The sequence below is a fragment of the Paenibacillus sp. FSL W7-1332 genome, from assembly GCF_037969785.1.
GTDB lineage: Bacteria > Bacillota > Bacilli > Paenibacillales > Paenibacillaceae > Paenibacillus_AQ.
Window position 1 is genome coordinate 5,140,227 of the sequence record NZ_CP150209.1, and the last position, 21,469, is coordinate 5,161,695.

At 47.4% G+C, this 21,469-nt stretch carries 27 protein-coding genes; 7 read left to right on the forward strand and 20 right to left on the reverse strand.

The genetic code is table 11. The annotated features are described in order from the left end of the window. Positions 1 to 25 precede the first annotated feature (25 nt). The 3 genes from MKX98_RS23180 to MKX98_RS23190 all read right to left on the reverse strand — a co-directional run bounded on the left by MKX98_RS23180 (position 26) and on the right by MKX98_RS23190 (position 1,492). Entirely contained in the window at positions 26 to 469 is a 444-nt protein-coding gene (locus MKX98_RS23180) for a GNAT family N-acetyltransferase (protein ID WP_339218626.1), read from the reverse strand. Positions 470 to 508: 39 nt separating this feature from the next. Further along, positions 509 to 934 carry a GNAT family N-acetyltransferase gene (locus MKX98_RS23185; RefSeq protein ID WP_339218628.1) on the reverse strand — a complete coding sequence of 142 codons (426 nt, stop codon included), beginning with the start codon at positions 932 to 934 and terminating at the stop codon, positions 509 to 511. 174 nt (positions 935 to 1,108) lie between these two features. Continuing rightward, a complete protein-coding gene (locus tag MKX98_RS23190) occupies positions 1,109 to 1,492 on the reverse strand; it encodes a nuclear transport factor 2 family protein (protein WP_194543750.1) in 384 nt (127 codons plus the stop codon). A 129-nt stretch (positions 1,493 to 1,621) separates the two neighbouring features. Between MKX98_RS23190 and MKX98_RS23195 the strand changes: the two genes are divergently transcribed. Then, positions 1,622 to 1,882, forward strand: a complete 261-nt coding sequence (locus tag MKX98_RS23195) for a hypothetical protein (RefSeq protein WP_194543751.1) — start codon at positions 1,622 to 1,624, stop codon at positions 1,880 to 1,882. A 156-nt stretch (positions 1,883 to 2,038) separates the two neighbouring features. Here MKX98_RS23195 and MKX98_RS23200 read toward each other — a convergent pair whose 3' ends face one another. From MKX98_RS23200 to MKX98_RS23220, 5 genes are all read right to left on the reverse strand, one after another. Then, positions 2,039 to 2,512: an STAS/SEC14 domain-containing protein gene (locus MKX98_RS23200; RefSeq protein ID WP_339224554.1), complete on the reverse strand. Its 474-nt coding sequence runs from the start codon at positions 2,510 to 2,512 to the stop codon at positions 2,039 to 2,041. Positions 2,513 to 2,659: 147 nt separating this feature from the next. Beyond that, positions 2,660 to 3,349 (reverse strand): hypothetical protein, encoded by a 690-nt coding sequence (locus MKX98_RS23205; RefSeq protein WP_339218631.1) that lies wholly within the window; start codon positions 3,347 to 3,349, stop codon positions 2,660 to 2,662. A gap of 69 nt (positions 3,350 to 3,418) precedes the next feature. Then, positions 3,419 to 4,627: a WD40 repeat domain-containing protein gene (locus tag MKX98_RS23210; RefSeq protein WP_339218633.1), complete on the reverse strand. Its 1,209-nt coding sequence runs from the start codon at positions 4,625 to 4,627 to the stop codon at positions 3,419 to 3,421. Positions 4,628 to 4,807: 180 nt separating this feature from the next. After that, positions 4,808 to 6,343, reverse strand: a complete 1,536-nt coding sequence (locus MKX98_RS23215; RefSeq protein WP_339218635.1) for a HAMP domain-containing sensor histidine kinase — start codon at positions 6,341 to 6,343, stop codon at positions 4,808 to 4,810. Next, positions 6,340 to 7,035, reverse strand: coding sequence for a response regulator transcription factor (locus tag MKX98_RS23220; protein ID WP_339224557.1), 696 nt, complete (start codon positions 7,033 to 7,035; stop codon positions 6,340 to 6,342). Before MKX98_RS23220 ends, MKX98_RS23215 begins: the two co-directional genes overlap by 4 nt. A gap of 175 nt (positions 7,036 to 7,210) precedes the next feature. On the opposite strand from MKX98_RS23220, the gene MKX98_RS23225 reads away from it, so the two are divergent. The 5 genes from MKX98_RS23225 to MKX98_RS23245 are packed head-to-tail and all read left to right on the forward strand — an operon-like array spanning position 7,211 to position 11,337. After that, complete coding sequence (locus tag MKX98_RS23225) at positions 7,211 to 8,155, forward strand: ABC transporter ATP-binding protein (RefSeq protein ID WP_194543755.1); 945 nt, start codon at positions 7,211 to 7,213, stop codon at positions 8,153 to 8,155. Position 8,156: 1 nt separating this feature from the next. Then, entirely contained in the window at positions 8,157 to 8,891 is a 735-nt protein-coding gene (locus tag MKX98_RS23230) for an ABC transporter permease (RefSeq protein ID WP_339218637.1), read from the forward strand. Then, the gene (locus MKX98_RS23235; RefSeq protein ID WP_339218640.1) at positions 8,888 to 9,574 is read left to right on the forward strand and encodes an ABC transporter permease; all 687 of its coding nucleotides are present in this window, start codon (positions 8,888 to 8,890) and stop codon (positions 9,572 to 9,574) included. Before MKX98_RS23230 ends, MKX98_RS23235 begins: the two co-directional genes overlap by 4 nt. Positions 9,575 to 9,625: 51 nt before the next feature. Next, positions 9,626 to 10,732, forward strand: coding sequence for a histidine kinase (locus tag MKX98_RS23240; protein ID WP_339218642.1), 1,107 nt, complete (start codon positions 9,626 to 9,628; stop codon positions 10,730 to 10,732). Further along, positions 10,729 to 11,337, forward strand: coding sequence for a response regulator transcription factor (locus MKX98_RS23245; protein ID WP_071219863.1), 609 nt, complete (start codon positions 10,729 to 10,731; stop codon positions 11,335 to 11,337). Before MKX98_RS23240 ends, MKX98_RS23245 begins: the two co-directional genes overlap by 4 nt. Positions 11,338 to 11,658: 321 nt before the next feature. On the opposite strand, the gene MKX98_RS23250 is transcribed toward MKX98_RS23245, so the two are convergent. Genes MKX98_RS23250 through MKX98_RS23265 form a run of 4 tightly spaced genes read right to left on the reverse strand, consistent with a single transcriptional unit; the run spans position 11,659 to position 14,409 of the window. Beyond that, positions 11,659 to 12,540: a class I SAM-dependent methyltransferase gene (locus MKX98_RS23250; protein ID WP_339224560.1), complete on the reverse strand. Its 882-nt coding sequence runs from the start codon at positions 12,538 to 12,540 to the stop codon at positions 11,659 to 11,661. 5 nt (positions 12,541 to 12,545) lie between these two features. Further along, entirely contained in the window at positions 12,546 to 13,097 is a 552-nt protein-coding gene (locus MKX98_RS23255) for a GrpB family protein (protein WP_194543760.1), read from the reverse strand. Positions 13,098 to 13,140: 43 nt separating this feature from the next. Beyond that, entirely contained in the window at positions 13,141 to 13,620 is a 480-nt protein-coding gene (locus MKX98_RS23260) for an NUDIX hydrolase (protein WP_194543761.1), read from the reverse strand. A gap of 48 nt (positions 13,621 to 13,668) precedes the next feature. Next, entirely contained in the window at positions 13,669 to 14,409 is a 741-nt protein-coding gene (locus MKX98_RS23265; RefSeq protein ID WP_339218645.1) for an SDR family NAD(P)-dependent oxidoreductase, read from the reverse strand. A 141-nt stretch (positions 14,410 to 14,550) separates the two neighbouring features. On the opposite strand from MKX98_RS23265, the gene MKX98_RS23270 reads away from it, so the two are divergent. Further along, a complete protein-coding gene (locus tag MKX98_RS23270; protein ID WP_220684435.1) occupies positions 14,551 to 15,054 on the forward strand; it encodes a VOC family protein in 504 nt (167 codons plus the stop codon). 33 nt (positions 15,055 to 15,087) lie between these two features. Here MKX98_RS23270 and MKX98_RS23275 read toward each other — a convergent pair whose 3' ends face one another. From MKX98_RS23275 to MKX98_RS23310, 8 genes are all read right to left on the reverse strand, one after another. After that, on the reverse strand, positions 15,088 to 15,555 hold the full coding sequence (locus tag MKX98_RS23275; RefSeq protein ID WP_339218648.1) for a GNAT family N-acetyltransferase: 468 nt from the start codon (positions 15,553 to 15,555) through the stop codon (positions 15,088 to 15,090). Between the two features lie 75 nt (positions 15,556 to 15,630). Further along, the gene (locus tag MKX98_RS23280) at positions 15,631 to 16,443 is read right to left on the reverse strand and encodes a class I SAM-dependent methyltransferase (protein ID WP_339218649.1); all 813 of its coding nucleotides are present in this window, start codon (positions 16,441 to 16,443) and stop codon (positions 15,631 to 15,633) included. A 63-nt stretch (positions 16,444 to 16,506) separates the two neighbouring features. Next, entirely contained in the window at positions 16,507 to 16,905 is a 399-nt protein-coding gene (locus MKX98_RS23285; RefSeq protein WP_339218651.1) for a DUF1801 domain-containing protein, read from the reverse strand. Between the two features lie 235 nt (positions 16,906 to 17,140). Further along, positions 17,141 to 17,509, reverse strand: coding sequence for a hypothetical protein (locus MKX98_RS23290; RefSeq protein WP_339218652.1), 369 nt, complete (start codon positions 17,507 to 17,509; stop codon positions 17,141 to 17,143). Between the two features lie 30 nt (positions 17,510 to 17,539). Then, a complete protein-coding gene (locus MKX98_RS23295) occupies positions 17,540 to 18,208 on the reverse strand; it encodes an ATP-binding cassette domain-containing protein (RefSeq protein WP_339218654.1) in 669 nt (222 codons plus the stop codon). Positions 18,209 to 18,222: 14 nt separating this feature from the next. Beyond that, positions 18,223 to 19,608 (reverse strand): FtsX-like permease family protein, encoded by a 1,386-nt coding sequence (locus MKX98_RS23300; protein WP_339218656.1) that lies wholly within the window; start codon positions 19,606 to 19,608, stop codon positions 18,223 to 18,225. Between the two features lie 85 nt (positions 19,609 to 19,693). Further along, on the reverse strand, positions 19,694 to 20,782 hold the full coding sequence (locus MKX98_RS23305) for a HAMP domain-containing sensor histidine kinase (RefSeq protein WP_339218658.1): 1,089 nt from the start codon (positions 20,780 to 20,782) through the stop codon (positions 19,694 to 19,696). Then, positions 20,779 to 21,456, reverse strand: coding sequence for a response regulator transcription factor (locus MKX98_RS23310; protein WP_339218659.1), 678 nt, complete (start codon positions 21,454 to 21,456; stop codon positions 20,779 to 20,781). Before MKX98_RS23310 ends, MKX98_RS23305 begins: the two co-directional genes overlap by 4 nt. Positions 21,457 to 21,469: the final 13 nt, after the last annotated feature.

A 21,469-nucleotide genomic window follows, 5' to 3' on the forward strand; every position in this document is an offset into this window, starting at 1 on the left:
CTCCGCACACTTGTAGGCTGAGGGTTTACAGCATCAGCTTTGCTACCGATTCACCCTCCGACCACAGCATGACGCCGATTTCCTCAAAACCCGCTTTGACATAAAGCTGCCTGGCCTGTTCGTTCTTCGGATCAAAGCTTATCATAAGGACATCCGTCCGGTCAGGTTTGTTTCGGATTTCTTCAATTATGTCTCGCAAAGCCGCTTTACCGTAACCCTTCCCTTGAAAATTACCGTCGATCATCAAACGGTAAATCCAGTAGTTGCCGTCATCGGAATCCAAGCCATACAACGCGAATCCGACCATCGTCTCTTCCTTATAAATGGCCATTGCTTCAAAATGTTCAAGAAATTGAGACTGGGCAATCGAATACAGATTGGAGGCGATAAAGCCTTCTTGCTCCGGCTTCGCTTTCAGTTTAATGCATTCGGTCCAATTATCCTTATCAATGGGCTGCAATCTAATCATATCAAGCTCCTTTGGATGGTTGTTGGTTTTAATACATGCCTACACCAAATGCTTTATCAAATTATAATGCTGATGCCCTCTTGGGGCATCGTCGATACGTGCAATCTCTTGAAATCCATGCTTTTGATAGAACAGTGGCGCTTGAAAGCTGAACGTATTGAGCTTGATGAAGGTGCATTTCTTTTCCCTGGCTATCTTCTCGATCTCCTGTAACAATCTTGAACCGTAGCCCCGCCCCCGGGATCGATCCTCCACCCATAGAATATCGACCTCAATCCAATTCCAGCAAAACACGCTATTGATCCCGCCTGCGATATCACCATTCTCATTCTTTATATGTAAGTTGATCTCCTCGTAATTCTGCTGCAAATCTTCTGCAATACGCTGTGCATTATATTGAATCAGGTTCGTCCGTACCGCAAGCGCTTCTTCCGGACTGCTTCGTTTGATGTTGATTTCTGACACTCGCTCACTCCCTTTTCTCAGTACACTAAACCAAATAATACCATGTGGAGGAACCCTATTTCCGGGATTAAACAACTATAGATAAACTCTTCCTGCCTTCCGACCAATACAAGAGGTGGTGCTAATACAGTTTGGAATGATCAACTCAGGTGCACCTGAGTTCCATCTGCTCAATCAACTATGATCCTCTATCACTGCTACCTTATCGTCTCTAAACGCAAATACGGACTTTCCCTTCAGATGAATCTTCTCGCCGGCCTTCATACCGTTGGGGAGATCTTTAGCAAGAATACCCTCGTAGTCGATCGCAACCTGAGTCTTGTCATCTTCGAACGAATAACCAATGATCGTCTGACAACGATAGGAGAATAACGACTTGGACTGTTCGGCGATCTCTCGAAATTCCTCGATTCCTTTGGTCTCCACGTCGATCGATCCGCTTGATATGTTTCTGAACTCGATCTTCTCATGCAGAAGAGCAATCATCCCCTCGATATCAAAAGAATTATAGGCTCTCACATACTCATTAATCATGTCCTTCATTTTCATAGAATTCACACCACATCTCCCCTTCCGTCAGTTTGGGTTGCAACCACGATCTTAAAAAACTCCGCCTTTACTGTGCACACTTCATAGCAGATTATCATTTAATATACTGACTCTACTATAGTAAAAGAGGTGATTCAAATGGGTCGTGTCCGTGCTGTTCCAGAGCCGGATTTAGTATTAATCAGCTGGGCAAGAAACCCTCTCGTTGCGGGTTCCCCGCGCAGAATCGTTGCTGCTCGTGTCATTGGCAATGCTTCTCCTTGCCGAGCTGATTTGACGCCGAATGCATTGCTAAGAACTGCCTTAGCCTGTTTGCTTGATCATGATGTAGGTTTCAAAATCGTATTCCGCCAAAGAACATCCAGCATTAGCGGTTACCTGTTATTACAGCGTAATTAATGGATTTTAGAAGGAGCGGCGATCATGCTGCTTCTTTTTTTTAGCTCTTTTCATAAATATTGTTAGAAGCTTGCAAGCAAGCCAATTTCGCTACAACGTAAAGCTGTGAGCATAAGAAAACCAGTTGCTATAGCGCAACTGGTTCAACATAAATTTTTAACTTGGATAGTTGTTTAACCAATGGAGTGCTTGTTCATAATCATCAAAAAATTTAACGGATTCTTTGGTGTTGGATTGCTGCAGGTAATTCATGATCTCCCCTTCTTCAAGAAGAAACGCAATGGCCTTGCTTTGATTCAGGATAGTGTCATTAAAGAACTTTTCTTTCCATACTTTTTGAACGGAGAAGTGGTTTGGAGTATATCCTTTTCTATCCACCAACAATTTGTATTTCAGTCCCTTACCAATAAACTGCTGACATGAATTTTCAAAACCATTAAACCATTCAATAACATCATCCGTGTTTATCTTCCCTATCAGATGAGTAACAATTAAATCCCCATTAACAACCGTACTGATATTCTTATCATTCAAAGTGGAATCATCTCCCTTAGTTTCTATTATGCGTAAAATTCCTATAAAATCAAAGTAAAACCAAAACTCGTTCTTACATATACTGGAAGTTTGGATTGCCCAGGAAATATCAATGCGCGTGATAGCTTTTCGAAATAAAAAAAGCTCACAGGGCATTCCTTTCACCCTGCAAGCTTCCTGGTACTAACCTCTATTCGCCTTTTTCATATCTAAGCCATATCTTTATCTCTTTTATCTCTATATTTATTTCAATTGGGCAACACTTACAGCAACCTTCTCCAGCTGTGCTCTACTTAAGGAATGCTCCGGTGAGCTGATTGTCACAAAACGATCATCGATCTGAAAGCCCAGCATGTCCGTATCATCCGGTGTATACCATTTCGCTTTAACCCCATTGGACAATGTAACCGATTTGCTGTCATATCCATGAGAATAGTCTCTTGGGGAGATATATACCGTCATGTGTTTGAATAACATGTTAACGCCATCTTCCGATGCGCCTGTCTTTTGGTACACATCGCCTTTTACCATCTGAGTTGGAGCATACGGCGTTTGAAAACCATCAAATTTGGCGAATGCGCTTTTGATTTCTTTTCGCTCGGCATCACTGTATTTCACGTTGGTCAGCTCGGTCGTCTGACCGTTTCCAGGATTACTTCCGATCAGCACAAGGTTATTCTTCGAATCGTACTGCACGGGTACATCCAGCACATCGGCCATCGCGCGAACCGGCAGGTATGTCGTATCCTGATACGTGATCGGAGTCAATGTTTTGCCTGTGTTATATACGACTCCATCCACTTTGATACCGATGCTGTGATTGAGGTAAGCCGAGATTTTCTCCAGGTTGGCTCCCGCATAGACACCTGCTGCTCCCGTTAACGTCATTCCCAGCACGGCAACCGCCACGATTGATTTTTTCAACGGTTTCATTTCATCCATTCCCCTCGTTGTCTCACCAACCTTCCAAGTCGATGAGTCATAGTATGAAGCTCGATATCTTTATTTAAAATCGATGACATACGTCGCTATCAACGCTTCTTTATCGTCAATCGTAATTCCCAGTCTTTTTCCAGATGGACTCCAAGTCAACGGGTAGACCGGATGGGCCGCAGGATGCACCGCCGAATAATAGGGCGCCATCCAGCTTACTTTTCCTGAAGCCGTATCAAATACATACACCCCGTTCATCCCGCTTTCATTCTCCGAATATACATCAAAAGCTAGTCTGGCAGAATCCGGCGACCAAGACGGGTAAGAAATCAGATTTCCTTTTCCGATAAGGGATCCTTGCAGGCTGCCGACTGCGTCATAGATCAGTAAATTGCTGCCTGAGTTCCCTTCCGTGTTGGTCGCTGTGGAGACGGCAATGTACTCTCCATCCGGCGAGATGGTGAAGCTCCATACATTTTCAATAAGCTGTACGGGTTTCGATTGCCCCGGTTCAACGACCTTCAGCACCTGGTTTACATCGATATAATAGATCCGGCCTTTACTCGCCCCGAACTGGTTGTAGATTTCAACATCCTCATCCTCAATAGCTATGGTTGTATAAGTGCCGTCCGTCGAAATGAGACGAATATCGCCTTTGCCACTCATGGAGCCTGCTGCAAGAACATAGGTGTCTGTATCCAGCCACCCTCCGATCTCCATGTAATTGTCGCCCTTAACCGGTATGCTCTTACCTGTATTAAGATCCTTCAGGAAATTATCAGCCTTATACTTATCCCTCCATTTCTGAATAAAGCTATATTTACCGTCCGGCGAGATTTCTTCTTTGACAAGATGTTCGCCTGGATGCGACTCTTCATGATTCGTGAGCTCACGCCGCTCACCTGTACTTACGTTCACTGCTTCGGAGGAATAAGCATATTGCGGTTCTTCCGTTTCGGTCGCTTCCTTGATCAGCTTGGTTGTAAGCACCTTGACCTCATTCTCCGACAGCCATGTCTCAATGTTCGACGAGGCGATCCGGTGCGTCTGATTCACAACCACTTCCTGACTGGATGGACCACTCGCTCCTTCTACAACCGTAAGTTTGCGCTCTCCTGATGCCGTCTCTCCAGCATTCGATACAGGGGGCTGGCCGGTTTGATTGTTGCCTGGCTCCACGATCGTCAGCCGATCCTGGGATTGGCAAGCCGTCAGGGCTGCAGCAATAACAACAGCAGACATCAACTTGAACCCATACTTCCCTACTCTGTTTCTCATAACAGGTTCCTCCCAATGGCATATCCCCCAAGGCGCTTCGGCAGCAGCACAGAATGTATCTTGGCATGCCGCCTCTTTCCCTGTTGAACTCAGTATAGAATGTGAATATCTCGATACGATATCGAGCTTGTAACAAATTTGTAAACAAACAGGTACCCTCGAAAAAAGAAAGTCCAGACCTTATTCCAAGTCTGAACTTTCTTCTGTCGAAATAACCTCTGAGGATTGTGGCCGATTCATCGGCAGGGCAATCACAAACGTAGAACCGCCGGGACCCGATTCCGCAAGCTGAACGGAGCCATGCTGTTTCTCTGCCAGATTGCGTACCAGGGATAACCCTAGGCCCGTTCCTCCGTGAACCCTGGAACGGTCGCTGCTCACCGTATAAAACGGATCAAAGATCCGTTCTCTGGCATCATCCGGAATTCCGATACCGGTATCGCTTACCTTAATGATCATACGATCTTGGCCATTAGGATCCTGCTTCACTTCATTCGAGAGCGTAACCGTCCCTCCGGGCTTATTGTATTTAATTCCGTTATCCAGCAGATTCAGAACCATATGCATCAGATTCTCCGGATCAGCCCACACCTTACCATCCGTTAAAGATGATCGAATCGTAATGTCCGATTGCTCTGCCTTGACCTCTAACCGGGCTGCCGCCTCTTCCAGAATCGGCATGAGATCTACGTGTTCCGCATGGGTTTCGAATTCATAAATATCCATGGACGAGAACTGAAGCGCCTTTTCTACCAGGCGGTATAGACGCTGTGCTTCCTTGCCGATCTGTCCTCTGGCTTCCTCCAGCAGGGCGGGATCATCGCGATACATTTCAAGCAGATCCGCATAAGCCAATATGGAGGTCAGCGGCGTTTTCAACTCATGGCTGATATTCCCGATAAACTGCTTCTGCTGCTGTTCCAGCTCTTGCAGTCTTTCGATGGCATCCAGCAGCTTCTGCTTCTCCTCCGTGAGCTGGCTCACCGATGAGGAAATTCGCCCGCTCATTTCATATATGCCTTGCGCTAGCTCGCCGAGCTCATCGTTTCGCTTCACCGTCGGCTCGCTAAGGTAGACGCCTTCACCGATCCTCTGCGCAGCGTGGTTCAGCCTGCTGATGACATGCACCTGCCGCCAGACATACAGAAAACCGATCAGGAAGCCGGCGGCTAGCACCGCAAGGCCCGTCACGATAAACAGGTTCTGGATCCTGTCATAAAAAGCGTGCTGCTCAGCCAGGGAGGCGTGGAATTGAATCGTTCCGATCGGCTCCTCCATATGCCGAAGCGGAGCAAGATAGAGCAGCTGGTCATCCTCGGTTATATAGGCGGAACGTCCTTGCGCCGTATGTGCAAGCGCGTCTTGTACATCCATCTTCGGCTGGAACGGCAGGGAAGTCCCCGTGAATGTACCATCCAGCTTATACAGCGTCACCGGCATGCCGCTCTGGGTTCCAAGATCGACGGCCAGCCGTTGACCGACATTTTCCATAAATTCATCCGGCTTCATCTCAGGATTCGTCAGTAATTCCTGATGAATTCTAAGATTGGCTGCTTCGGCCTCCTGTGCGAAGGATTGCTCCAGGCGCACCCGCTGATCCTCCCGTATCCCGGCAAGAACCAACGTGCTTAGAACAACCACAACGGCGATCAGCAGCAAAGCGAGAAGCAGCGCGACTTTCCACTTTAAGCCGAAACGCACCTTTCCCTTGTTCATGAGGGAATCTCCGTGCTTTTATATCCGATCCCATAAACGGTCTGGATCACTTCATGCTGGTTTCCCAGCTTCTTGCGCAATCGCTGGACGTGAATATCTACCGTACGCGTGCCGCCGGCAAAATCCATATCCCATACCTGTTCTAGCAAAGCCACTCGCGAATATACCCGCTCCGGATTCCGTGCCAGGAGAGCCATCAGGTCAAACTCCTTCGGCGTGAGCTCAAGGGGCTTGCCTTCGGCGTGAATGGTGCGATTTAACAGATTAATGGTAAGCCCGGAGATCCGGATGACATGCTGTTCGGGGGCTTGGTTCCCGGCAGCCTCGGGAGTACGGCTTCTTCGGGACAATGCCTTTACCCTGGCGATGATCTCCCGCATGTCAAAGGGCTTTGTCATATAATCATCGGCACCAAGCTCCAGCCCGAGCACCTTATCCACAATATCGTCCTTCACCGTCAACAGCAGAATGGCCGGGCGCTGCCGGTCCCCGAGTTTGCGACAGACATCGTACCCGCTAAGCTTCGGCATCATGACGTCCAGCACCATCACGTCGGGATCAAACGATTCCACACGCTCCAGCGCTTCCTGCCCATCCCCTGCCGTCTCCACCGTATGTCCTTCCCTCCGCAGCGCATAGGCAACTGCACTTGAGATACTGATCTCATCATCTACTACAAGTACCTTGGTCATCGCAGATACGACTCCTTTATTGGCCGATTCAACATGTACTAATTCCATGATGGTAACGTATCCGGCATCATATTTCAACATGCGGTTCCCTGCCGATTTCATTACAATTGTAACTATGAACGCTTTCTCCCGGTTGCCATAATAAAGCTAAACACTCAAGCTAAGGAGGATTCGGATGACAATCGCTACCATGAACCATATCATTAAACGCTATGGGCATCAGCTTGTCCTGGACCATGTCCATTTAGAAATCAGGCAGGGCGAAATACTCGGTCTTCTTGGTCCGAATGGTGCAGGTAAAACCACATTGATCCATGCGTTATCCGGCTTAATCGGCATCGATTCCGGTAGCATCGAGCTGTTTGGTGAACGGCTGAGCGGCCCTATGCTGGAGGTTAAACGGAAAATTGGACTGGTCACGCAGGATATCACCGTTTTTGAGGATTTAACCGCCCAAGAGAATCTCGCCTTTTTTGGCGGAATATATGGGTTAAGAGGCGCAGAATTGAGAAGGCAAATCACGGAAACGCTCCAATTCGTCGGATTAACGGATCAAGCCCATAAACGTCCTTCCAAATTCTCCGGGGGAATGAAGCGGAGACTGAATATCGCCTGCTCTATTATTCACAGGCCCAGGCTCCTGATCATGGACGAACCTACGGTTGGAATCGACCCCCAATCCAGAAATCACATCCTGGAATCGGTACGCGAACTGCAAAAAAGGGGGACGACCATTCTCTATACCACCCATTACATGGAAGAGGTGCAGTCCCTCGCATCCCGCGTCGTGATTATGGATCAAGGCCACGTCATCGCGCAGGGGACGATTGATGAGTTGGTAAAGAACATCCACCATGAAGAGAAGATCAAGCTGGAAGTCGTGGAGCTGACGGAGGATCTGATCGATAACATCAAACAGCTGGATGGAGTCAAGCACGTGGTTTTGAATGGAACGCAAATTCAGATCATATCACGGGCAGGCGCAGGAAATCTGGATCGTATCCTGTCGTTGGCCAAAAGCGCGGGCGGCGTCCTATCCATCCATGCGGAGAAACCTACGCTTGAAGACGTATTCCTTACGCTTACCGGTAAGCAACTACGTGACACGGAGGGAACTTAACATGCTTGTGTTCAGAATGACGTACTTCTCCTTGCTTCGCCTGATACGCGAACCCATCGGGCAGCTGCTTCTTGTGGGCCTGCCGCTGGTCGTCATTACCGTGCTGGGTATCGTTATTGGACCCTATGAAGGCATGAAGGGTGTTCCTCCGCTGGACTTGACGGTCGTTACGACCATTATGGGCGTTCAGTTTTTTGGCGGCACGTATTTGATGAGTTATTTGGATATCGATTTACTTAAAACCCGCAAATGGAGAATCTATTCGCTCCCTATTAACGTAGCGGTTTATTCAAGCTCTCTTATTCTTGCCTGCACACTCTTCAGTACTTTGCAAGGATTGGTCTTGGTGCTATTCACAACTTGGGTGTTCGGGATCGCGTGGGGATCGCTCGGCTGGGTATTGCTGGTATTTATTATTTATTCCTTATTTGCACAGTCCGTACATCTGCTGCTGACATTATCCATCCATAACGTAAAATTGGCTGAAAGAGTATCTGAAGTCCTCGGAATCGGCTTCATCATCTTGACCGGACTCATGTTTCCTCTTCCAGATCATCGTTTCTTTGAGTTCATGTCGTCCTATGGGAATCCGGTAACCCTCGGAAAGATGGCCATCCTGGAGATGCTTGTCGATGGCGGGCAAGGGAAAGCGTACCTTAGCATCTTATTGCTGTTAGCCTTAACCGTGATATGCATGATGATCAGCGCATGGCTTGGGAGGAGGAAGCTCGCTTGACGATATTTAACTTCGCGCTCATTCGGAGCGTCCGCAGCTTGCCCAATCTTATCTTGCTGTTAGGCCTTCCCGCAGCCGTCGTTGTCCTCCCGGTGGGCGGTTGGCATGGCTTACCGCTAGGGTATCACTTCTACGGAATCCTGCTGTTATTCTCTGCCTCCAAACTCGTTCATATGATCATGGAGGATCGGAAGAATAAAATTCTGACCCGAATCGGCGTTGCACCTGTGACCCACTTCAAGTATTTATCGCAGAATCTGCTTGCTTTTGCTCTGCTGCTCGGAGGACAAAGTGCCGTGGTCACGTGCAGCGCCTGGTTGCTGCATGCCGATGTTTTTGGCAGTCTGATTCAACTCTTCAGCATTTTGAGTATGTTCTCGGTCACCGCGATTAGCTTCTCTCTCGCTTGGTCTTCCATGTTCCGCCAGCCTGAATCTTCTACAGCCGTTATGCTGGGAATCATCTTGATCATGGCGGTGCTCGGAGGAACCTTATTTCCCATTCAGGCTATGCCTGCATCCCTGCAGAAAATCGCCATGGTATCCCCCACCTATTGGTTCCATGAGGGAATCATGCTTGCTAAGAACGGAGGCTTGTTCGCGGAACAGCTCACTCCGCTCGGGATCCTGCTGTTGTTTGCGATCGCTTTTATGCTGATTGGCAGCCGAAGGAAACTGGCTTGAAAAATATGTTACGATATGGGGAAAAGAGAACGTATGCCATGGGAGGTTTTCATGAGAAGCTATACCGATTCGTGGTCCCCGAGCATAGCCGTCGTGATTTGGAGAATACTTGCCCTGCTGCTTCTGGCCGCTCTTTGGTTTATGGGAGATGCCGGGACCGAAGGATTCATCCTGGTCTTCGCCTTAGCGATCCTGGCGTTAGCCCGATGGCGGTTTCCCCTTCCTTCATGGACAACACTGGTCGACCAGCTTCTATGCATATCCATTATTCCATTCTGGCCGGAGGCCGGCTTCGGACTGGCTCTGCCGCTATTTGAAACCATGCTTGCCGGTACACCGCTATTTTCCCTGCCCATCCTGGCAGTGCTTGTCATCGGCTATGTCGATCCGGACCTCCCTCTTCTGCTCATGCTCGTTCAAGCTTCATTTGCGGGATGGATCGTTTTATGTTGGTCCAAACAAACCCATCAGTATCGATTAGAGGCAGATCAGGAGCGTCGCGATCGCTACGAACTGGAAATATTGAAGGGTGAGCTGCTTATGGCCAATGTGCAAACGGCTCAGCTTGCAGAGCTCAGAGAGCGTCATCGAATCTCCCAGAAGCTGCACGATGAGGTTGGCCATGAATTAACAGCTGCATTGTTAGCTTTCCAAGCTTTTGAAACATTATGGAGGGAGAATGACCCGCAAGCGGAAGACCTGTTTGCCCAAGCCCAGATGCGTTTGTCGAGCAGTGCCCTGGAGCTGAGGGAAACGGTCCATAATATGCAACCTGTCCAAGCGATCGGCATTCGGAGCCTGGAGGAGATCTGCCGTAATTTCAAAGCGATGCCTGTCCAGCTGCAAATTTATGGAGATACATCTCGTATAGCCGCCCATCTGTGGGTCATCCTGAATGCTTGTCTCAAGGAAGCCTTGACCAATGCGGTGCGTCATTCCAAAGCCAAACACGTTGAAGTATCGTTGGACGTCAATGAACATATCGTGCGGTTAAGCGTCCAAAATGACGGCGTTTTGGATTCCTCCTCGCTGCCTGGAACCGGACTCCGCAACCTAAGGCAAAGAGCCCAGGCGGCAGGCGGGAGCATCTCCATCAATACATCCGGCGGCTTTCAATTGGTCTGCGTATTACCTATGGGAAAGGGGGGCATTCGATGAACATTCTCATTGTGGATGACGATCCATTGGTATGTCAGAGTCTCCGGCTGCTTCTATCCAGAGAACCGGATATGGAAGTAACGGCCACTGCGAATGACGGCGCTGCAGCCATTCAATGCTGTGAAGAGGTCCTGCCGGACATCGTCCTCATGGATATTCGGATGCCTGGTATGGACGGAATCCAAGCGGCGAGGCAAATCAAGCAAAAATGGCCCCAGGTGCAGATTATGATGCTGACCACATTTCAAGATGAGCATAGTATCCGCCTGGCGCTGCTAGCCGGAGCTGAGGGGTACATGCTGAAATCGACGCAGGTCTCCAGTATGGCACAACAGCTGCGTGCTTTGGCTTCCGGTACTTCCGTTGTGGATGCCAATGTGCTGAAGACCTTGATGCTGCCCGAAAAAGAGAATCGTGCCGACCTTACCCCGCGGGAAAACGATATTCTCGAGCTGGTTGCCTTAGGCTGCTCGAATCGAGAAATTGCCGAGCAATTGTTTATCAGCGAAGGAACCGTGCGCAATACCCTCTCGATCATACTGGATAAATTGGAGCTCCGAGACAGAACCCAGTTGGCTATCTATTATTGGAGAAGATCGTTGTAGTCCTATTCTTTTTCGTAAATGAAGCTTTAGATTTCCCAAAGAATGAATCGATTGAACCTCAATCTCTCTTAACCGATTCGTTGCGATGATAGGGCCTGGATATATCGTTTCTGCCGTCTGAATGGCCCTTGGCAAATCACTGGATATGCAGACATTCCACTCCGAATAATCATAATCCAGGTCGGATTGTTCAATTTCAGCGTTGTTGTAAGCTTCCACCCAAGCATTGAACTGATCGGACGTCATTCATTTCCTATCCAATATATGTATAACTTTAAAATGTCTTACCAATCCAATTTTCATAAGGCTCCTTAAGCAAGTTTATTCTCGACCAACCGTTCCATAAGAGATCTTCATATTCGGTGCATAAGTCAACCACGAGTCGCTATTAAACACCTGGAACAACTTGAGTTCAGCGGCATATTGGGCTTGGGCTTCTTCCACTGATAAACCTCTCTGTACCATCTGCTCCACTACCTTAACCGGATCTTCCAGTTCCTGCCCAATGCCTTCTTCCTTCAAGGACTGAAAAAGCCGAACCTTCTCAGCAGCATCCATATTCTGATCTAAAAAATTCACTTTATCACTGACTCGGCATTCCACATTCCGTAATCCCAGCTGACTTAGAAGAATAGGGAGCCTCATGCCGATATTTCCGTCTTTCCCGCTATCTTTGGCACTCGCTTCATACAATTTCTGTAATATGCCTAGACGGACGACTTCAGACTGCTGGATTCCATCGAAGCCATAATTAGCCGTATTAGCAATCCAATGAGGCTCAAAACAAATGACTCGTCCGCCGTCCAGTACACTATTCATCATTTTCTGAAGAATCTCCCGAGGGCTTGCCATATGTAATAAAAATGCATGGCAGATCGCAACGTCATACTGACGTTCCACAAACATATCCTCAATATCTCCTTGAATGAATTCAGTAGAATAGGGCAGCTTATCAAACACTTCTCTTGCTTCCTTAATCAAATCCTTGCCTTTATCTATCCCTGTATAGGTTGAACCTTCGGGTAATAACGGGAGAAGCTTTAATCCTAGATACCCATAACCACAACCGTAATCCACAATGTTAATGGGAGTATTCATTTTCCAGACATTCTTAACAAGAAACTCCAGATAATCATCGTTATAGTATAGCCCTCTCGTATTCCTCAGGTATTCGATTGTGGAATCCCAGTAATATTCGGACATCATCTTTAATTCCTTTCCGCATCAAGTTCCTCGACCAAATCTGTATCCTGCCTTGCCTTCCGGATCACTTCACGAATGAAATCAGCCTTGCCGCTGGTATAGGCCACGCGGTCATGTTTAAACTGGCTTTCCAGAACTTTTTTTAAGGAATAATACTGATCCCGTGTGTCCGGATGGTTCTTTAAATACTCTCTGAACAAAATCTGGTCGTTCCACTGTTGGCCTTGATACTTGTAAACATGAAGATGATGTGTCCCCGCCCGCCATTGGCCTCTTCGAAAGAACAGCCGCTCCGGGAACTCCGGTTTAAACACATATTCATACCCGATTCTGGCCAGATTCTCTATATATTGTTCATTTTCATTTACTAACGTTAAACTCAAAACACCAGCCATCATATCAATGGTCGGTTTCGATCCTAAACCCTTAATTGCCGTACTCCCGATATGTTCGATGTGTACGTCAAGTCCCTTCAGAGCCAACCTAATTTTATTTTGTTCCCGTTCAAACTCATTCTTCCAGTCCGGATTGTACGGGGTGACAATGACTTCTTCCATGCGCATATTCCTTTCGATCCATTATCAGACCATTTCGTGGTTCTTAGATATTCCGTCTCAACTTAATTTCAAACTCCGGCTTCGTCATATATTCCATATAGACGACCTCTCGATTAAAATCCAAATAAGCCTGAAATCGCGTACGAATGGCCGGGGCCGTAATCAATTGAAGCACTTCATCCTTAGGGATCCAACGACTGTCCGTCGTTTCGTCCGAGATCCCCAGCTCGCCGCCCGTAGGCTTACACGCAAAATCCATCATCACTTTCGTTGGAACCACGGCAACTCCGCTGTGTCCCGGATAGGTTGATGTATTGGAATAGACTCCGATCAGGTGGGAAACGATGGTATCCATGCCGCTCTCCTCTTTGATTTCTCTAATCAACGCCTCCATCAAATTCTCTCCGGCTTCCACCTGCCCACCTGGAAAAACCCAGCCGCTGCGCCCCTTCACCAATAGAATCTCATCGCGTTCATTCTCAACTATGCCGCCGACAGCGACGATATGTGTTGGCATCAACATGATAACAGCCTCCGATAGATAAGATATACTTCAGCTTTCACAGGTCGCTTAGATTTCGTCATAATTCACAACACTTCCGGTTGCAAAATCCTTGTCGATGATACGTAACAGATGCGCCCCGATTTCCTCTGTAGATAGAAGCTGCCCTGACTCATGGGCATGGGCGAAGGCTTTGGCCATTTCAAACTCCTGCTCATTTTTCCCTCTGGCCATTCTTTGCATATCCGTATCTACCATACCTGGATTAACCGCAATGATCTCTACCGGGTTTGGCCTGTTCCTTTGCTCGCTCCCTACACTTTGCGTAAACATATTGATTCCGGCCTTGACCGAACAATAGACACACATCGTAGGTGCTGGGTATATGCCAGAGCCTGAAGAGATGTTGATGATTTTCTTCCGAATGGACAACCCCTCCGTTTTCTTGATGAAGCCGGATGTCAGAATCATGGGGGCAACCAGACTGATCTGCACATTCATATGTATATCTCTTGCATCACATTGTTCAATGGCTTTCAGTGGTTCAAGCATGGACGCATTATTGATAAGGCAGATCCTATCCGCGTGAACGGGATCCATCTCGTCAAACACCCTATCCACAAGCTCCTCCAGCCCCAACGTATCGCTCAGATTATATACATGGTGTCTGTATTTTGGATAGCTGCTCAATCTCTCGGACGTTCCTCTCGCGATTCCATGCACTTCATGGCCCTTCTCTAGGAGCATATAAGCCAGTTGCTCGCCGATTCCCCTTGAGGTTCCCGTAATGATGAATTGACTTCCACTCATTGTTTTAACCCTCCGTTATCCTAAAAAGTTATCTTCGTACTATAATTCCAGGAATATATCGCAATTGGAAAGAAATCGTGTTAAGAAGGATATGGTACGATTGCATTACATTCTATTACCTGTGATGAAGGAGTTGGGATTATGAAGAATAGAGTCCAAAAGATTTCGCCAAACCTGTGGTTTGACCACCAAGCCGAGGAAGCCGCCCAGCATTACGTCTCTATTTTTAAAAATTCACAGATCGAGCGTATCACGCGCTACGGTGCAGAAAAAAATGACAACCATACATTTGCCGAAGGTGCGATAATGACTGTGGAATTCCTGCTGGAAGGCCAACATTTTGTTGCCCTAAATGGCGGTCCGCATTTTACCTTCAATGAAGCCATTTCATTTATTGTGCATTGCGAAACCCAAGAAGAATTGGACTATTATTGGGAGAAGCTGTCTGAGGGCGGGGACGAGAAAGCCCAAGTATGCGGTTGGCTGAAGGACAAGTTCGGTGTATCGTGGCAGATCGTCCCCGCTAACTTAAGCGAAATGATAACTGACTCCGATCCGGCAAAATCCGAACGCGTCATGAAGGCTTTACTCCAGACGAAATCAAAAATCAATATGCAGACATTACAGCAAGCCTACGAGGGGTAGGAAGGCTGCCTTCACGGCGGTCTTTTTTTTACTCTATAGGATCGATGCATGGCAGCCGTGATTACATCCAAACCCAAGTTCATGCGTGATCCGTACATCACCCTTCACTTCTTTAAAACCCAGCTTCTTATAAAAATCAGCCGCTTTGGGGTTGTCCGTTCTTAACACGAGTTTACTGTAATGACTGCTCGCCTTCTGAATTACCGCTTCGACCAGCCTTCTCCCGGCACCATAATGCCGAAATTCCTTTAACACATACAATCTGCGAATCCTGCCTATGCTTCCGTCAGAATACGGATCACGATTCAACCCGCAAATGCCGATGACCCTATGACCTACTCGACATTCAAACAAGGCTTCATCTTCATGCTGAAACCTATTGCTGCCCTCATTATAATCATTCACAAGCCTATGGATATTCCTGAACCCTTCTCTCTTGCTTTCAGTCAAGAGCTCGGCTATGTCTATTGCACCAAGGTCATCAACTTCTTGAACGATCATCTCTATCCCCCTGAATCATTCGACTATTACTCAAAAAAAGTATAAAGTACCCCAACCACTCGTATTTATAATCTCTTATCGTTTCTGCCCAATATACAATAAATGAGATGAGACTCCCAAAATGCTGAGGTTCTCCGCTTCCTGGTAGATCAATTTCATTACTTCCTGGAATTCCTCTTCCCCACGGGACCGCCAATAATCGAACTGATCTGCCTTGAAGGAGCCTGCTATACTTGACGAGCCTATCAATTTAATCGTCTTGAAGCCATGTGATTCCATGAACGGCTTGATATCCTCCAAGTTGAAATAATACGCACCGGTAAATCGTCCTTCATCACTATGATTGAATATCCCGGTCCTAACAAATTCCTTAATGCTGCTGATCGTATCATTCGGTTTCCAATGTTCCGGAAATGATAAGGATGTCATCAGATGCCGAATTCGGGTCATGAATGCCACAAAGACGCAGCCACCCGCTTGTGTAACGCGATACAATTCCCGGACGGCCGTAGACCGATCTTGTTCTGTCTGTAAATGGTATAGCGGTCCCATCATCAGTGCGGCGTCAAACAGCTCATCTTGAAATAGGCTAAGATCGTTGGCATTGGCACGGTGAAATCCTTTGAACTGGCCGGTTAACTTGAGTTCCTCAGCATTAGCAGCCGCAATCTCGACTAATCTTGGCGTAAGATCTGTTAAGGTCACATCGTAACCGTTCTTCGCTAATTCCATCGAATACTTCCCAGGTCCCGCTCCGTTATCCAGCACGTGACCTTTCTCAGGCAGCATACTCAAGATATGATGCAGATTGACGATAAATTCAATGGGCTCCCTATCCAAACGCCCCCATTCATCGAAGGCATTATAATAATCGATCACTTTGTTCAACTAAGTCACTCTCCATTTACAAGCATCTTATAGCGCTAAAACGACAACCATGTTACTCCCCGTCTACTCCTTACTCGTTGCTTCAATCCATCGAACGATAACTTCTCTTAATTGTCCTTTCTTCTCCTCCAGATCGTTTAAATTCAATATTTTCACGATTGCCCGATCATTAGAGGCCCATTCCAGTAGATTATCCTCAGGCAGGGCTCCCTTGATGTCATGCGTTTGAACTTTTGCCCCACAATGAAAAATGATGCGAAAGAAGCCCTTCCCTTGTAAATTCAATGTGATCCGGTCTTCCCCCTGAACGCAGAAGCTGGGTGCATTCCATTTGATCTGCTCGGTTATTTGATCATCGACGCTTAATATGAAGCTTCTTACTTCCTCAATTTCAGCCTTTAGTGGATGCTCAAGTTGTTGAAGATACTCCACGACTTGCCCGTGACCTGATAATTTGGCCATCCATAGCTCCTCCTCATGTGAGTCTTCCATGACCCGTCAATCTCTTGCACGCCCAAACAAGAATATCGCCTCAATTCCAAATAGAAGAATTTTCCTTCTCCCTATAATAGATGATTTGTACTCGGGAAGGAACCAAAAAGAACCTCCCATTGGTGAGGTTCTTTTTGGTTCCATTTACTCACGATTGACCCAGGATCCACCCTTGGTCCTGTACTTCTCAATTTCCACACTTCTACTAATTCTGATTATTCCGGAACCACTCCTCGAAATCTTCCCCGTCCGATTCAACGGATCGATCATTTGAGGAAGTAGAGCCCGCCTGCTGCCGTGCGAAGGTAACATGGCTTGGTTGACCCGTAGCATTCTTCTGCAGCATCCAACCGAGAGTCCCCAGGATGACGGCAAACAACACATACTGTGCACTGTTCGCCATATAAAAGTTGACAATATCATACTCGCTTCCGCTTACACTGATCTGATTCTGTTCCATCATGCTGGAAATGTAACCGTGCGACTCCACCGCTGCCCAAGCCGCATACAGCGTTAACAATCCGGCAAGAACGTACAGAACGATGCTGAGGACATGTATTTTCTTTTTGTTCATGATATGTTCAGCCTTTCTATATAAACTTAATTAAGATTTGATATAGAGTAGTTTCCCTTCCGAGAGCCCCCACACCTCGTCTGCTACCGATGTGACTTTTTTGGAATGGGTAACGATAATGACGCATTTACCATGATCATGTGCAAGGGACATTAGAATATTCAACACTTCGACTTCCGTATCCCGATCCAAATTCCCGGTCGGCTCATCGGCAATGAGAACATCCGGATTGTGCGACAAGGCTCGTGCAATCCCAACGCGCTGCTGCTCTCCCCCCGACAGCTTCAATATTCGACGATCTGCCGTATCCCGGTTGATCCCCACTTTTTCCAGAAGCGAATAGGCAAACGCCTTTTTGTCCTTTTCCTTACTGCCGCTTATATTCATGGACAGCACAATGTTCTCGACGGCCGTCGCCGTAGTGAGCAGATTAAAGCTTTGAAAAATAACGCCGATGCTCTTCGCTCGATAATAGTCGCGGTCGAGCGACTTCAGACTATCTCCTTTATACAAAATCTCCCCGTTCGCACATACGTCCAGGCCAGACAGGAGAGACAGCAAGGTAGATTTGCCAGAACCGGATTTTCCTACAATGGTATATACTTTACTGCTCTCAAATGCCACATTGACGTTTTTCAGTACAAGCTGCTTTGCACCTTCATAGCGATACGATACATTTTGCAAGGCCAATACACTCATATTTCATGCGCCCCCTAGTTCCGTTCCATCAAAATTTTGATGGGTTCGTATTTCGTAATTCGGCTGATGCTCATCATGCTGGAGACCCCTGCTAACAGCAGCGCTATAAGTGCAATTTGTAAAAGGGTATCCATCCCCAGCCCGACATCGATTTGGCTGATCGGCGGGGTTGTTACGTTACTCATATTGCTCTGTCCACCGACCATCAGAAATTTACCGGGTCCGCTTGCGGCTTTTGCCTGTTCCGCTGCTTCGATCTGATTCTGCAGAATGGTGTTGGCCGTAGGCTGCGACAGCGCACTTCCAATGACCAGCCCGACAACAAGGCAGACGGCCGTGATCATAAGTGCCTCGCTTATGAGTCCTGCAGCGACTTTGCCTTTTTTCATCCCCATCGCCCGTAGAACCCCGATCTCATATTTCCGCTCCCTGATCGTGATGGAAGACAACAGCGCAAGTATAATCGAACCCAGAATAATCACAACAATCATAAATGTTAAGAAGATTCCCTTCATTGCTTCGACCGGGCCAACAACCTTGGCATAACTCTCCTCATCGGTGCTTACCGTATAGGAACCAGGAAGCCCTTTGTCACGCAGCTCCTTTTCGAAATCAGGCAATAGATCCGGACTTTTCATGTAATAAGTAGCCTGAATGTTGACTGCACTTGCTGACGATGGATCATCCCCCATCACCGTATCAAAACTCGTCAAAATTTCGTTGCGGCGATTCATAAAACTCATCTCCATGGGCATGTCCCCGTATTCTGAAGTAGAGTCCAGATAGATTCCGGTAACGGTCAATGTATATGGATTGCCTTCGCCCATCACGCTGATCACCTCAATCGTATCCCCGACCGAGATATCGTTCAGCTCTGCAAACTCCTTGCTTACGATACTTTCATTGAGCTCCTTATAGATTTCGCCTTCCGTGATGGATCTCTGTCCGTCCGCGAATTCGGCAAGGGTCTCCAGGTTAGAGTGTCCCACAAGTTTCATCGTAGGATTGCCTTTGGACGCTCCCCCCGGCCCTTGAAGCTTGATATTTCCACCCTTTAGATCCTTATCCTGGTCCACCGCTTTGACGGTATTACTGACACTCGGCACAATGGCAGAGAAGGTGCTCTGGCGCAAATATGCTGAATTGGCAAACTCCAAATATTGCTCCGACGTGACTTTTTCATAATCCGCTCCTTTGCTGTACATTTGTTCCAGATCGGGAGCCAAGCTGACTTTGGAGCCAAACTGCGTTTTATAGTCGTCAATGATCCTGCCTGACGTGTTGTTGATAATCAGCGAAATGACGGTCGCAACGATGATGACCAGGACGATGATTCCCATCAGCAGGTTTCGTCCCTTGTTTCGGCCGATGTTTTTCATGGCATGTTGAAAGATGTACATGGTTATCCTCCCTTTTGTTATTGGCCTAAGATGCAGCGAAGGGTTCACTGCCACCCTGGACAATCCCATTCTAATGAATGCCATGTTAATCTAATGTTAAGGCCTCCGGGAAAATCATATAGAATGTAGTGCCCTTAGCGCCTCTATTCTCTACCCAGCACAATCCGTCGCAGAGCTCGCACACATGGCGTACCAGACTCAGTCCGATGCCGTAGCCGTCTTTCTTGAGTTTGCCGACCCGATACTGGTAATCGAACAGCTTCTCCTGCTCCGCTTCGTCAATGCCTTCTCCTCCATCGGAGACCGATATAATCACGCTTCCCTTCCTGTTGCATACCGACACATGGATTTCACTGTTCCCGCCATACTTCACCGCATTGGACACCAGATTGGTGACAGCCCGGCTTATCCAGAGCTCCCGCCCGATTATGGTGTTGTTGGCATCGTCATCAAAATCAAAATGGATGTTCGGGTGCAGCCTCCGATATTCGTCACATACATTAGCGCACAGAAGTGCTGTATCGACTAATTCCATGGTCGTATTTTCTTTGGAGGCACTCAATGTCAAAATATCGTCTAGACTATCCGTAACCTTATCCACCTCTTCCGTCAGCTCCCCATGGTCTGAAAGCTGCAATTTGGCTCGGAGCAAGGAAAGAATATTCTTCTGCTCATGCGTCACGTAAGCGCTAAGCCGGACGTAATCCAGGGTGTACGCTTCGAATTTACTCTTAATCTCCTGATATGCTTTAACAATGGCAGGATGCTGCTCCATGATGATATGTTCCTCGTCCATGCTGCTTAGTTGCTTGGCTAATAGGAGGGCCTGTTTCTCATGCTGGACCTTCAGAATTTTGGACAATACCCAGGTCCCTGTTACGAGTATGCCTACAAGACATAGAATCAAGATAGGAATATGCTGAAGCAGCGCTCCCACATAATAATCCTCCAGGTTTCTCTTGTTGATGATGGACGGCTTCAGATCGAGGAAGGACATGCCGCCAAAACTCCCGTTTTGAATGAGCATTGTCACTTTGTTCATGTTCATCATAAATAAATATGTGGGCAGATTGGACTCGGGGACCGTAATGGAGCTAATGAATAAAATGAATGCAAGAATCAAGCAGGTCGTCACCGTAAGGGAATAATACAGAAGAACTCGGCTGACTTTCATCGAGGTTGTCCGCATAACTGATACCCGTTCCCTTTCATAGTGACCAGCAGCCCCTGTCCACCTTGCAGCGTTAATTTCTTGCGCAAATTCGCAATATGCACCCTTAGCACCGACGAGAACGGGTCAAAAAACTCATCGTACACATGCTCTGCAATATCCTCGCTGGATACGATATCCGGGCTTCGGCTAGCCAAATACTCCAATATATCAAATTCCTTGGCGGACAATGCGATCTCCATTCCATCTATGTAGGCCTTCCGTGTACGGGGACAGATTCGAATGCGGCCGATATCAATCTCATTCTTCGTTCGCCCATAATAGCGGCGGATGACGGCTTGAATGCGGGCTTCAAGCTCGACAAAATCAAAAGGCTTGATGATATAATCATCGGCCCCCGTGTTTAATCCCAGTGCCCTCTGAACGACTTCATCCCGTGCCGTAACTATAACGATTGGCGTGTCGATATGCTGTTCACGTAGAAAGGAAAGGATCTCCATCCCGTCTTTGTCAGGCAAATTCAAATCAAGCAAAATAGCATCATACCGGTTGGCAAACCCTTTATCTTCACCTTCAAGCCCTTGGTTGGCAACATCAACATGAAACCCGCTTTTTTCAAGCCCGGCTTTCATGACATAGGATAATTCCCGATCATCTTCGATTATTAACAGACGCATCTCTTCTACCACC

Coding starts and splice junctions, on each gene's coding strand:
- MKX98_RS23220 (WP_339224557.1), bottom strand. CDS start 7,035: ATGACCAAGGTACTTGTAGTAGATGATGAGATCAGTATCTCAAGTGCA.
- MKX98_RS23215 (WP_339218635.1), bottom strand. CDS start 6,343: ATGAACAAGGGAAAGGTGCGTTTCGGCTTAAAGTGGAAAGTCGCGCTG.
- MKX98_RS23205 (WP_339218631.1), bottom strand. CDS start 3,349: ATGAAACCGTTGAAAAAATCAATCGTGGCGGTTGCCGTGCTGGGAATG.
- MKX98_RS23195 (WP_194543751.1), top strand. CDS start 1,622: ATGGGTCGTGTCCGTGCTGTTCCAGAGCCGGATTTAGTATTAATCAGC.
- MKX98_RS23240 (WP_339218642.1), top strand. CDS start 9,626: ATGAGAAGCTATACCGATTCGTGGTCCCCGAGCATAGCCGTCGTGATT.
- MKX98_RS23305 (WP_339218658.1), bottom strand. CDS start 20,782: ATGAAAGTCAGCCGAGTTCTTCTGTATTATTCCCTTACGGTGACGACC.
- MKX98_RS23250 (WP_339224560.1), bottom strand. CDS start 12,540: ATGTCCGAATATTACTGGGATTCCACAATCGAATACCTGAGGAATACG.
- MKX98_RS23295 (WP_339218654.1), bottom strand. CDS start 18,208: ATGAGTGTATTGGCCTTGCAAAATGTATCGTATCGCTATGAAGGTGCA.
- MKX98_RS23180 (WP_339218626.1), bottom strand. CDS start 469: ATGATTAGATTGCAGCCCATTGATAAGGATAATTGGACCGAATGCATT.
- MKX98_RS23255 (WP_194543760.1), bottom strand. CDS start 13,097: ATGGAAGAAGTCATTGTCACCCCGTACAATCCGGACTGGAAGAATGAG.
- MKX98_RS23300 (WP_339218656.1), bottom strand. CDS start 19,608: ATGTACATCTTTCAACATGCCATGAAAAACATCGGCCGAAACAAGGGA.
- MKX98_RS23230 (WP_339218637.1), top strand. CDS start 8,157: ATGCTTGTGTTCAGAATGACGTACTTCTCCTTGCTTCGCCTGATACGC.
- MKX98_RS23260 (WP_194543761.1), bottom strand. CDS start 13,620: ATGTTGATGCCAACACATATCGTCGCTGTCGGCGGCATAGTTGAGAAT.
- MKX98_RS23290 (WP_339218652.1), bottom strand. CDS start 17,509: ATGAACAAAAAGAAAATACATGTCCTCAGCATCGTTCTGTACGTTCTT.
- MKX98_RS23225 (WP_194543755.1), top strand. CDS start 7,211: ATGACAATCGCTACCATGAACCATATCATTAAACGCTATGGGCATCAG.
- MKX98_RS23210 (WP_339218633.1), bottom strand. CDS start 4,627: ATGAGAAACAGAGTAGGGAAGTATGGGTTCAAGTTGATGTCTGCTGTT.
- MKX98_RS23310 (WP_339218659.1), bottom strand. CDS start 21,456: ATGCGTCTGTTAATAATCGAAGATGATCGGGAATTATCCTATGTCATG.
- MKX98_RS23245 (WP_071219863.1), top strand. CDS start 10,729: ATGAACATTCTCATTGTGGATGACGATCCATTGGTATGTCAGAGTCTC.
- MKX98_RS23265 (WP_339218645.1), bottom strand. CDS start 14,409: ATGAGTGGAAGTCAATTCATCATTACGGGAACCTCAAGGGGAATCGGC.
- MKX98_RS23285 (WP_339218651.1), bottom strand. CDS start 16,905: ATGGCCAAATTATCAGGTCACGGGCAAGTCGTGGAGTATCTTCAACAA.
- MKX98_RS23270 (WP_220684435.1), top strand. CDS start 14,551: ATGAAGAATAGAGTCCAAAAGATTTCGCCAAACCTGTGGTTTGACCAC.
- MKX98_RS23275 (WP_339218648.1), bottom strand. CDS start 15,555: ATGATCGTTCAAGAAGTTGATGACCTTGGTGCAATAGACATAGCCGAG.